The sequence below is a fragment of the Paenibacillus sp. FSL H8-0034 genome (genome assembly GCF_038000305.1).
Classification (GTDB): Bacteria; Bacillota; Bacilli; order Paenibacillales; family NBRC-103111; genus Paenibacillus_S.
The window spans coordinates 6904508-6916295 of sequence record NZ_JBBOBS010000001.1 but is presented as its reverse complement, the minus strand read 5'-3'; the positions used below and the strand labels follow the sequence as shown (position 1 = coordinate 6916295).

Annotated in this window: 11 protein-coding genes; 6 read left to right on the top strand and 5 right to left on the bottom strand. The window is 45.8% G+C overall.

Annotated elements, in window-relative coordinates:
* Positions 1 to 14 precede the first annotated feature (14 nt).
* Entirely contained in the window at positions 15 to 1256 is a 1242-nt protein-coding gene (locus tag NST47_RS30915; RefSeq protein WP_341158568.1) for a DUF1501 domain-containing protein, read from the top strand.
* Positions 1257 to 1467: 211 nt separating this feature from the next.
* Positions 1468 to 2556 (top strand): 3-phosphoserine/phosphohydroxythreonine transaminase, encoded by a 1089-nt coding sequence (serC, locus tag NST47_RS30910; protein ID WP_341158567.1) that lies wholly within the window; start codon positions 1468 to 1470, stop codon positions 2554 to 2556.
* Between the two features lie 101 nt (positions 2557 to 2657).
* Here the strand turns inward: serC and NST47_RS30905 are convergent, their stop codons facing one another.
* Complete coding sequence (locus NST47_RS30905) at positions 2658 to 3371, bottom strand: response regulator transcription factor (protein ID WP_341158566.1); 714 nt, start codon at positions 3369 to 3371, stop codon at positions 2658 to 2660.
* Positions 3372 to 3516: 145 nt separating this feature from the next.
* On the opposite strand from NST47_RS30905, the gene trmL reads away from it, so the two are divergent.
* On the top strand, positions 3517 to 3981 hold the full coding sequence (gene trmL, locus NST47_RS30900) for a tRNA (uridine(34)/cytosine(34)/5-carboxymethylaminomethyluridine(34)-2'-O)-methyltransferase TrmL (protein WP_076234572.1): 465 nt from the start codon (positions 3517 to 3519) through the stop codon (positions 3979 to 3981).
* 133 nt (positions 3982 to 4114) lie between these two features.
* Positions 4115 to 4369, top strand: coding sequence for an AbrB/MazE/SpoVT family DNA-binding domain-containing protein (locus tag NST47_RS30895; RefSeq protein WP_091167444.1), 255 nt, complete (start codon positions 4115 to 4117; stop codon positions 4367 to 4369).
* Between the two features lie 336 nt (positions 4370 to 4705).
* On the opposite strand, the gene NST47_RS30890 is transcribed toward NST47_RS30895, so the two are convergent.
* The 4 genes from NST47_RS30890 to NST47_RS30875 form a co-directional block, all read right to left on the bottom strand.
* Positions 4706 to 5776 carry a phosphodiester glycosidase family protein gene (locus tag NST47_RS30890; protein ID WP_341158565.1) on the bottom strand — a complete coding sequence of 357 codons (1071 nt, stop codon included), beginning with the start codon at positions 5774 to 5776 and terminating at the stop codon, positions 4706 to 4708.
* Between the two features lie 175 nt (positions 5777 to 5951).
* The gene (locus NST47_RS30885) at positions 5952 to 6419 is read right to left on the bottom strand and encodes a hypothetical protein (RefSeq protein WP_341158564.1); all 468 of its coding nucleotides are present in this window, start codon (positions 6417 to 6419) and stop codon (positions 5952 to 5954) included.
* On the bottom strand, positions 6416 to 8032 hold the full coding sequence (locus NST47_RS30880; RefSeq protein WP_341158563.1) for a response regulator: 1617 nt from the start codon (positions 8030 to 8032) through the stop codon (positions 6416 to 6418). Before NST47_RS30880 ends, NST47_RS30885 begins: the two co-directional genes overlap by 4 nt.
* A gap of 14 nt (positions 8033 to 8046) precedes the next feature.
* Complete coding sequence (locus NST47_RS30875) at positions 8047 to 9837, bottom strand: cache domain-containing sensor histidine kinase (RefSeq protein WP_341158562.1); 1791 nt, start codon at positions 9835 to 9837, stop codon at positions 8047 to 8049.
* Between the two features lie 195 nt (positions 9838 to 10032).
* Between NST47_RS30875 and NST47_RS30870 the strand changes: the two genes are divergently transcribed.
* Together NST47_RS30870 and NST47_RS30865 are read left to right on the top strand one after the other, a co-directional pair.
* Positions 10033 to 10917, top strand: coding sequence for a carbohydrate ABC transporter permease (locus NST47_RS30870; protein ID WP_341158561.1), 885 nt, complete (start codon positions 10033 to 10035; stop codon positions 10915 to 10917).
* Positions 10917 to 11753 (top strand): carbohydrate ABC transporter permease, encoded by an 837-nt coding sequence (locus tag NST47_RS30865; RefSeq protein ID WP_341158560.1) that lies wholly within the window; start codon positions 10917 to 10919, stop codon positions 11751 to 11753. Before NST47_RS30870 ends, NST47_RS30865 begins: the two co-directional genes overlap by 1 nt.
* Positions 11754 to 11788 lie beyond the last annotated feature (35 nt).

The following is an 11788-nucleotide window of genomic DNA, read 5'->3' as shown; positions in this document are numbered from 1 at the left end:
AGGAGTGGATTCGCTTGAAGCTAACGAGAAGAGATTTTTTGATCAAAGGGACTGCGCTTCTGGCTTCGTTGGGTTTACGGGGACCGATGATTTTTGCTGAAGATGGCTCTGCTCTGCCAAGCACTTCTATTGATGATGCGAACGTAGAGTCTCCTGTTCTTGTCGTCATCCAGTTGTCCGGAGGTAATGACGGGATTAATACATTGATTCCTTATGGAATGGGTGGATATTTTGACGCTCGTCCAACTCTGAAAATTACTCAGAATGAAGTGCTGGCGATCAACAATGAAGTCGGCTTCCATCCGAGTCTCATTCAGCTCAATGAGCTGTATAAAAGCGGCAGGGTGGCAGTCGTCCAGGGCGTAGGTTATCCGAACCCGGATCACTCCCATTTTCGTTCCATGGAAATATGGCAAACGGCTGAACCGGAGAAAATGATCCGTTCCGGCTGGCTGGCGCGATATGTCGAGTCCTCCCTTTCCCAATCAGTCAACCCTCTGAAGGTGCTGAAAATCGGCAATAACGCCAACAAAGCCTTTATTTCGGATACGGTCAATGTGCCTGTTATTCAATCTATTGAGAGCTTTAATATATTTGATCCCAAAACACCAAAGCCGGACCAAAATCGCTTGGCAGCGGCTTTTCTTGATATGTATGACCCGTTTCGTCAAGGGACTCAGGTGAAGGTTACCTGTGAGCAGGGGAAGGATGCGTTTCAAAGTGTGGAGGCGCTGCACAATTTATCGAACACATATCAAAATAAAGTCGAATACCCCAAAACAAATATTTCGAAGGATTTACAGCTAGCTGCTAAAATGTTGGCTGGAAAATCGGGTACCCGCGTATTTTATTTGGAAATCGGCGGTTTTGACGACCACGCGAATGAGAAAGAACAGCAAGCCCGGGTGCTTAAGCAGCTGGATGAGGGATTGGGTGCATTTTATAAGGATTTGGAGGCACAAGGCTTGCAGGATCGTGTTATCACGATGGCTTTCTCTGAATTCGGGCGCAGGGTCAAGGAAAACAGCAGCGGAGGTACGGATCATGGAACGGCGGCTCCAATGTTCATTATCGGGGGTAAAGTAAAGGGGGGGCTGTACGGGATACAACCGAGTCTGACCAATCTCGATAAAGGCGGTGACCTGAAGTATGAGGTTGATTTCCGTTCCGTCTATTACACGGTTGTAGACAGCTGGCTGCAAGGCGATGCCAGGTCGGTATTAGGGAAAACGTACGAGAAGATCAATTTCATATAAGATAGCAATTGCTGTCGGATACGACAAGCCTGTCTTCTCAATGGACGGGCTTTTTATGTAAACGAACAAAGGTCTGAATTCAAGTGGCAATCATATGTATCGATGCTGTGAAGATTATGCTCAGGTACTTGCTGTATAGGGATAAACTTTGCTATCATAGCGATATCATTAAAAGATACTGATCCCAAATACAAGTTGAAGGTGTGAAACTATGACGAATCGAGCTTATAATTTTAATGCGGGTCCAGCGGCGCTCCCGTTAGAAGTATTGCAGCAAGCGCAGGAGGAATTTGTAGAGTACAACGGTATTGGCATGTCATTGATGGAGATTTCCCATCGCAGTAAGGAGTATGAGGCGATTAACGCCGAAACGCAGCAGCTTTTGTTGGAGTTGCTGGGCTTGGAATCGGGTTATCAGGCTTTATTCCTCGGTGGCGGCGCGAGTACGCAATTCGCAACGATTCCGCTGAACTTCCTGAAGCCAGGCAAGGTGGGCAGCTACATCATCACAGGCAGCTTTTCCGAAAAAGCATATCAAGAAGCTCAGGTTGTCGGTGAAGCGGCAATAGCGGCTTCCAACAAAGCAGGCAAATGGAGAAGCTTGCCGAAGGCCTCCGATATTCAGCTCGATCCGAATTCCGCCTATTTACATATGACGACGAATAATACGATAGAAGGCTCGCAATTCTCGTACATCCCTGAGACTGGCGATATTCCTTTGATCGGTGATATGACAAGCGGGATATTGAGCCGTCCTATTGATAGCAAGAAATTTGCAATGATTTATGCTGGTGCACAGAAGAATCTCGGGCCGTCCGGAGTTACCGTTGCCGTCATTCGCGATGAGCTGCTGCAGGAAGAGCCTAAGCATATTCCTTCAATCTTGCGCTATACAACACACGCGAGCAATGGCTCCTTGTATAACACCCCTCCGGTTCATTCTATTTATATGGTGAATCTGGTTCTGAAATGGGTGAAAGCACAGGGTGGAGTTGTGCAGCTGGAGAAGCAAAATGTTGCCAAAAGCAATCTGATTTATGATGTGATCGATGCCAGCGGTGGTTATTACACCGGCAATATCGATCCGGATAGCCGTTCGATTATGAATGTGACGTTCCGGCTGCCAAGTGAAGAATTGGAAAAGAAATTCGTCAAAGAATCCCAGCAGCACAATTTTGTTGGTCTTGCAGGACACCGCAGCGTTGGAGGCATCCGTGCTTCTGCTTATAATGCCGTTCCTTACGAAGCTTGTAAAGCGCTGGCTGACTTTATGATCGATTTCCAAAAAAATAACGGTTAACATTTACAAGGGCAGCCCTGTTGTCTATGGCAGGGCTGTTTTTATATGAAAAAAAGCCGTATGCGGCAAAGATTTGCAGCACTCGGCTTGATAGTTGGAGCTCAGGCGAAGGATTCTTTCATAGCCGGTTCTGTCAGCTTATAGCCAACGTTACGGATGGTAACAATATATTCAGGGTTACGGGCATTGCTTTCGATCTTATCACGCAAATGACTGATATGGACATCGACGATCCGGGTATCACCAAGGAAATGATAGTCCCAAACGCCGTGCAGCAGTTGTTGCCGGCTGAGAACCTTGCCGCGATGCTTGCAAAGGAACAACAGCAGATCAAATTCCTTGGGAGTCAGTTCAATGAGCTCGCCTTTGATATGCACCTCGCGTTGATCGGGTTGAATCGAGATCTGTCCAATCGTAATCGGAGCGTTGTCATTGGTAGATGGCAAGGTTTGTATGCGACGAATAATCGCTTGTATCCGTGAAATCAGCTCCTGCGGTGAAAAAGGCTTCGTCATATAATCGTCGGCACCGTTATCCAGACCGGCGATTTTATCAGACAAATCCTGCATGGCGGTCAGCATGATAATTGGCACGAGATTGTTTTGACTGCGCAGCTTACGGCATACCTGAATGCCATCCATTTTGGGAAGCATAAGATCAAGTACAATCAGATCGGGGCGAAAATGCTGGATTGCCGTAAATACGGCTTCGCCATCATATACACAGTGTACTTCATATCCAACAAGCTTAAGATTGAACTCTATCAACATTGAAATGGAAGGTTCGTCGTCAACGACAAGAATTTTCTTCTTCATCCATCGAATCTCCTTTGTATAAACACATGATAACCCTATTATCGCAGGGGACTATCATCCTCATATTAAGAATAAGTAAAATGTATGTAAAATCTGCCCGAATCCGATAAGGTGATGGCTTATATAAACGAGGTGGCTGCTTACTATGGCATTTCATATTGTTTTGGTTGAACCGGAAATTCCTGCAAATACAGGCAACATATCGAGAACCTGCGCGGCTACTGGAGCCTGGCTGCATTTGGTGCGCCCATTAGGCTTTAATACGGATGACAAAACCTTAAAACGCGCTGGTCTGGATTATTGGCATGCCGTTCATATTGAATATCATGATTCATTTCAGGAAGTTAAGGATAAATACAAGAGCGGGCGTTTCTTTTTTGCAACTACTAAAGCGCAGCAGCTTTACACTGAGTTTACATTTCAGGATGGCGATTTTTTTGTCTTCGGCAAGGAAACCAAAGGACTGCCACCCGAGATATTGGCTGAGCACCCCGAGCACTTGATCAAGCTGCCAATGACCAAGGATGTGCGTTCGCTTAATTTGTCGAATTCGGCTGCGATTGTTTTATTTGAAGCGCTAAGACAAACGGGATTTGAGGGACTGGACTAACAAATCCAAAGTTTTTAGCAGGATTTTGATCAAGCATAGCGAATAATAATAAAAGACAAGATTCGACATTTTGTGGAGTGGTTCAGGGCTTGTCTATAGGTTCCATTTTTGGTGAAGGTGAGGTGAATTTATAGTGAAGCCAGCAGGTGTTGTGAGAAAAGTAGATCAATTAGGTAGAATCGTGCTTCCGAAATCGCTGCGCAAGCGATATCAAATGAACGAGGGCGATCCTGTTGAAATATTAGTAAGCGGCGATCATATTATTCTGGAAAGATTTCGACCACGCTGCGTATTTTGCAGTTCGATGGAGCAGGTGACCGAATTTAAAGGGCGCCAGGTTTGTGCGGAATGTATGGGCGAGATCGTTGAAATGAGAGATAAGGAGTAGGCTTCGGCATACTTCGCCCATAGAGATACTCATTTTCACGCGAACTTATAACTCAATTATAACAAGTCAGTTATCCTACAAACAAAGAAAGCATCACGTATTCCCACCTGAGGGAACGTGATGCTTTTTCATTTAACTATTAATTATCATAGATGCGGGATTATCGGCGCTTAAAGGCCTTTAGTCTTGTCATCATTATAACTTGACGTGCACATAGCTACGATAAAGATTAAGAATACCAGATTAATGATCCAAAATGTTGCTGACATCGGCTGCACCCCCTATTGTCTAGTATAACCATGTACTGGGCAAAAGAAAACGGATAAAAGTGAACAATTATTTAAAAAACAAGAAATGTGTCGGCAAAGGACGCAGCTTTCCATCTGAGGGCCGATTAATGACTTGTCCCTCATAGATCAGGCTGGAAGATCCGCCGCCGTCCAAATTGTAAGCATCCTTGACTCCCAGCTGTAACAGCTTGTCCTGAAGCTCCGCCAGTGTGGCGCCGGAGCCGCCGCGTTCGTCGTATCCGTCTGTGACAAGGAAAAGCAATTGATCATTTTTGAAATTGCCGATGACGGTGCGCGGTGCTCTTGCCGGCGAATTTTGCCATTGCGCGGGAATCGCTTGTTTTTTACCATTTTGCAGCAGGACCGGTACGAAGGTAGCTCCGAAAGACGGCTTAAGCTTGTCCAACTCCTCCTGACGCGAGAATCTGCCGCCAATGAGCTTGCGGTCGGTGTTCATACCGATGAAGGCAAGGTCCTCAAAGGTCGGTTCAAAGCCATACACGTATTTGCCGTTTAGCATGGTCGTGCTGAGCGGGTATCTTTTGCCTGAACGATCATCCGCGAAGCCGCCGGCATTAATACCGGCTACCGCTCCGTAACGCCGTGCTGCTTCCAGCGTCGTTTCGCTGCTGCCCACCTTGTCCTTGCCGAGCACCATTTTCAAAGCTTTATCTGATTTAACATCGACCTTAAGGGCGTAGGCCTTATAATTCGGTTCATTCAAATAAAACAGCTTCATATCCAGATTGGCGCTGTTGGTCTGCTTGGCAGGCTGGGCACCGAGCTTGGTGCTGATTCGACTGTCGAATATGGCCGCCGGGCGGTTGGATACGGTATCTGCAGATTGGGCCATCGCGGCTACATCAGCAGCGCTTTGCGCATAAAGCTGATAAAAACGTTCAATAGTGGTCCGGGTTTGAACCGCTGCCGTCTTGGCGAGCTCCAGCTTCTGCTCGGACTTTAACAGCTCATTTTGAATAGAAAATTCAGTTTTTACGTAGCTTTGCAAATCAGGAAGCTCAACAGATAGGTGGCTGACCATCAGAAAGCAAAAAATGCCTATAAAGGGCGCAGCGGCCAAAATAAAGGTGCGGTTAATCAGCTGAATCGGGTTCAAAAGGGAACACTTCCTTATGTGCTTTCGGCTTTTCAGCACCGAGAAGGTTGCAAGAAGGTGAAGAAGGAGGAGCGGAGTTTAGGAAAAGCCTAAATGAGCACCGCACTTCGAGCCTGAATGCAAGATTCGATGCCGAATATGCTTCTTGCGAAGCTTCGTGATCAAAAGGTGAATCTTATTGCAGAGTATCGAGGTTCTTCTTCAATTCATCCAGCTTTTTCTTCACTTCCGCAAGCTGTGTGTACAATTGGTTACTATTGTCGGTTTTACTATTGGCACTGTCCTTGGTAAAGGCCAACAATTCATTTAACGAATCGATTTTGGTCTGCATTTTATTCAGATCACCGCTGACGCTTTCTTTGAGCTGGCCAAGCTGCTTCTGATAATCCTGTTGGACTACAAGCAGCTGCTGCTCGGTCTGCTGGGCGATTTGTGTGGTGATCTGCTGGCGTATGTAGTCGGTATACAGCTTGGCACCATACAGTCCACCCGTGATGAGCAGCGACCATGCCATAAATAGAAAAAGATAGGTTCTTCCTCTGACTTTACTTTTGCTCTTAATTTGTTTCTGTGCTGTTGTGCTTGGTTTGCTTGTCCGCACCAAGGGCTGCTGGGTTACCGCAGGGTCAAGGGGCGTATTCATAGTTGGCTCACCTTCCTATATTCATTCGGCGAAAGACCGATCCATTTCTTAAACACTTTACTGAAATATTTCTCATCGTCATAACCAACCATGCCTGCGATCTGGGCAATTTTCAAATGAGGATTCAGCAGCAGCAGCTTCGCCTTGTCCACCCGAAGTTGGGTAATATAATCCGACACATTGATTTGAAATTGCTGCTTGAATTTACGGGAAATATATTCACGGCTTAAGTAAAAATGCTGGGCAATCTCGATAAGCGTAATATCCTGATGATAATGGTTTTGGATATACTTTGCAATCTCAAAAATGGCATTGTTATCCTGCTGTTGGTGCTCCAGCATCTGATTGGACAGCTGGGTCAGACTATCGGTTAGTTGCTCCTGCCACAAGGACAGGGAAAGCTTGCCTTCATCATCAAGCGGAAGGACAAAATCGGAACGGGAAGCATCGATCATGAATTCCGGCTGCCGATCACCGAACCATTCGATCAGCCAGCGGCTGCGCAGAACGGTATATTCATGGCGCCAATGCTCAAGCTCCTCTATGCTGATAGTACTCAGCTTGCCAATAGCCTGTATCCAGCCTTGAACGGCTTTACCGATCTCAACGGCACTTCCACTGCGTACAGATAAATGAATAGGCTCTGCATAATCGGTAAATACAAGGGCAGGATGCTGAACGGCGGTCTGCTCCTGATATACGTGCAGTTGATTATCCTTGCGCAGCAGATTACGATGACGCAGAGCGGTCTTCGCTTGCTTGTAAGCAAATGGCAGGCCCGCTGGGAAGGGATGTACCGGACTCATGCCAATATCCAAATTTCCTTTAAAAGCTGTCCATATCCCATTCGCGATATCGTTAAGCAGCTCTTCACCTGCGTGGGCTCCATATAACAGCACAATGATTTCATCCTCACTGTTCCAGTAACGGTAGGCAATGCCCTGTGGCGGCTTTTGCTGCAGAAATTCATTACAAATATTCGTAAGCGAAAAAAATAATAGGTCCAGATTGGACTGAAATTTACGCTTCAGACTGCCGCTGATGGTTTCAAGACTAATAATAGCCAGTCTGCATTCCTTCATATCGCGATCGAGACCGAATTCCTGGGAAAGTGCTTCAGCGGCAGCTTCAAAGCCGTGCGGCTCCATAATGAAGTTGGACAATACTTTATCCCAATATACCGGTCGAATCTGGTTCATCTCGATATTGCGCTGCTGCTGTCGCTGTCGTTCTGCTTCTTCCTGCTGCCAGCATTGAGCGGCTTTACGAACCGCTGCCTCCAGCTGCTCGGCATCGATTGGCTTTAATATATAATCGAGACCCCCGTATTGAACCGTATGACGTACCAGCTGAAAATCATCGAACCCGCTGATAACAATCGTTTTTCCTGAAGGATGATGGGTTTGGAGCCATTCCAGCAGCTTAAGACCGTCCATCAAGGGCATCATCATATCGGTAAAAATAATTTGTGGTTTATGCAAAGTGATGAGTTCCGTTGCTTCTTGTCCATCATGTGCTTCATATATGAGATCAATGCCAAGCTCTTCCCAAGGGACCAGCAGCTTAATGGCTTGTCGTACGTGTTTTTCATCATCAACGATGATGGCTTTCATAATCCATCCTCTTTTCATGGTAAAACTTGCTTCGGTACAGGGAATAACAAAGTAATTCGAAAACCGCCCTGCTCAGGCTGTTCCAAACGCATATCCGCTTCACCGTTAAAATAGAGCTGCAGCCTGCTCTTGACATTATAAAGCCCGATGTGGCTGGCTTGTTCATTATCAAAAGGATCCAAATTCTGCTTCAGCTGCACAAGCAAAGCATCGAACTGCTCTTGTGGCATTCCTCTTCCGTTGTCTTCAATGACAAGCTTGACATGTTTGCCATCCCCTGTCCACGTGCTGGAAACGATAAGCTGGCTGTGCGGATTTCGATGATCAAAACCGTGCTTAAAATAGTTTTCGACAAGCGGCTGCAGCAGCATTTTGGGGATTTGCAGGGACTCAGTCGATTCCTCTATATCATACCTTACTGTCAGCTCATTCTCAAAGCGCTGCAGTTGCAGCTGCAAATAAGCTTTTACATGGTTCAGCTCCTGCTGCATCGTCACAATGCTCTCATTCGTGTTCATACTGTAGCGCATCATTTTGGCTAGCGCAGACAGCAGCTGATAAATTTTGGGCGCACCGTGCTGAAGTGCGAGTGTTCCGATCGATTGCAGTGCATTATATAGAAAGTGAGGATTGATTTGTGCCTGCAAGGCTTTGAGCTGATTCGTTTTATTGGCAATATCAAGCTTGTATTCGCTCATAATCAGGTTGTTGATCGTCTGCATCATCAAGCGGAAGCGCCGGGCTAGAATACCAATCTCATCATTACTGGTTACTTGAATGTCGACATTCATATTGCCGATCTGGATTTTACTGATATACCCGAGCAAATTGCGGATAGGGGCCGTAAACCGGAATGAGATATAGAGGGTTGCCGTAATGACAACAATCAGAAACAGGCTGAATATCATTGCATTGATAATCGTAAGCTCTCTGGCATTCTTGTAAAGACTTTCATATGGAATGCGTTTAACCAAAGTCCAGTTCATATAAGGTGCGGTCATACGCTCATAAATGTGGACGCCGGAAAACTGCTTGCTTTTAAATTCAAAGCTGCCGCTGTTAGCGCTCTGCGAGATCAGATGTTGAACCCATTGCTCATTCAGGACATGCCCGAGGGAGGCTGTATCAGCGGAATAAATAATGGTTCCCTTTTCGTCGAGAATATACAGTTCCTCCTGTCCCTGTGTATACAGCTCTTCACAAATGGAGCTAATGACTTCCAGATCAAAGTCAATGGACAATGTACCAAGCTTTTTTTGGATAACTGCGTTGCGAATGGAACGATGTAACGTAATGACAGTGGAAGGCCGCGCATAAAACGACCTTCCGATTCCGTAATCGTGACTGACATGGGTCGGTTCCATATACACTTCGGCATTGTCAGTTGGAATGTATTTGGGAGGCGGGCCTTCACTTGGAACCGCATTTCGTTCAGAAATCAGCAGGGAACGCTCGCTCTTGGCTATATATAGATACACTTGCCTGATTTCCCTGACGGAGTTGGCAATTGCTAGCACACCGCGGGTAATTTCATTTCTGCTCTGGTAATCGGTGTCGCCATTTTCGATGATGTTGTACAAGGTGCTGTTATAGTATATGGAAAGCGAGCTTTGCTCGATGACATTCAAATAGTTCATCATGTTTTTGTTGGCCTGATGGATCAGATTCAAATTGCTTTGGACGGATTCATTGGAAACTGTTTGTTTGGTGAAAAAGTAGGTGATAATAATGGAGGTCGAAATGGGCACGATAGTGGCGACTAGCAGAAAAACAATAAGCTTATTGCGGATACTGCTGCGGATCATACACTTCCTCCTTAGGGTTTCGCTAAGCGAAACCGACTTCGTAAGCATTTGCTCAGGTGTAACTCAACAAGTGCACAACCATTGTATCAAGGGGTATCAATAAATTCCACCTGTTGCGTCACCATTGTCAGTGTTCTAGTGTGTCAAATCTTTCTATACTGAGAATATAACTCGCATCGAAAGGAGAAGGATGCCATGAAAGCAAAACAAAAAGGCACGGGTTGGCTTCCTCAATTCGTCTTTGTTGGTCCGGCAGTGCTTTTTTTCATAATTATCGTTGTTATACCGTTCCTGATGAGTATTTACTATTCATTTACAGAATGGAATGGGGTCTCAACCACAATAAAATGGGTAGGATTCGATAATTTTAAGCAAATTATAGTGGGGGATCAAGATTTTCACAAGTCATTCTGGTTTACGACCCGTTTTAGTGTCGTTATGGTTATTTTAACCAATGTCGTTGGATTTGCACTGGCTTTACTGCTGACACAGGCGCTCAAGACCCGTAACGTATTGCGTACCGTGTTTTTTATGCCCAATGTTATCGGGGGTCTGCTGTTAGGCTTTATCTGGCAGTTCATCTTCGTAAAAGGCTTTGCAACGATCGGAGAAATTACGAATATCGGGTTCTTCCAGCTTCCGTGGCTTGGCGATGCGCCGACAGCGTTCTGGGGTCTCATTATCGTAAGTGTATGGCAGACTGCCGGGTATTTGATGATCATCTATATCGCGGGATTGGCAAATGTACCCAAGGATATATTGGAAGCTGCTTATCTCGATGGTGCGACTCGCTGGCAAGTACTGCGTTCCATTACAGTCCCATTGATTATGCCATCGGTTACCGTCTGTCTGTTCCTGGCGATCTCCTGGGCATTCAAAATGTACGATCTCAACGTATCCCTCACGAAGGGTGGCCCATTCAACTCGACGGAATCGGTCGCGCTCAATATATACAATGAGGCGTTTTCGAATAACAGGTATGGTCTGGGGACAGCCAAATCACTGATTTTCTTTGTAGTGGTTGCCGTAATTACGGTCATTCAGGTGTGGGTAACGAAGAAAAGGGAGGTTGAAGTGTAATGGAAGCGAAAAACACCTACAATCTTCGGATATTCGGCCTTGAGATTCTCGGTATTCTGCTGGCTGTGCTGTTTCTGGTTCCTTTTTACTTTGTTATTGTGAATTCAATGAAATCCTTTGGTGAGATCCTGATCAACTCGGCTAATTTGCCAACGTCGCTTAATTTTATGAATTACACCAAGGTATGGACTATTATGAAGTTTCCGCAGGTGTTCTTGAATTCTTTGCTGGTTACGGTTTTCAGTAATATCGGGCTGGTCATTATCAGTTCCATGGCTGCATATCGATTGGTACGCTTTCCGAGCAAGTTTAATAACCTGATTTTCCTCGCTTTTGTAGCGGCAATGGTTATTCCCTTTCAATCGATCATGATCCCGCTGGTTCGTGTAGGCAGCCAGATTGGTATTATGGACAGCATTCCGGGTCTGGTGATCTGCTATTTCGGATTTGGCGTTTCACTGAATGTGTTCCTGTACCATGGGTTCATTAAATCAATCCCGATTGAAGTCGAAGAATCGGCAAGAGTGGATGGCTGCTCACCATATGGTGTATTCTGGAAAATTGTGTTCCCGCTGTTAAAGCCGATGACTGTAACCGTTGTACTGCTGAACAGCTTATGGATATGGAATGATTTCCTGCTGCCGATGCTCGTATTAAGCAGTCCGGATCTTAGAACGATTCCGCTCGCAACGTTCTCCTTCTTCGGCCAATATACGAAGCAATGGGATTTGGCTTTGGCTGCATTGGTGCTGGGTGTGCTGCCGATCGTAATCTTTTTCCTGGCGATGCAAAGGCACATTATCGAGGGAATCACGGCAGGCTCTGTGAAGGGCTAAGCTATTAGGTGTTGAATGAACGAACTTTGCTTTGG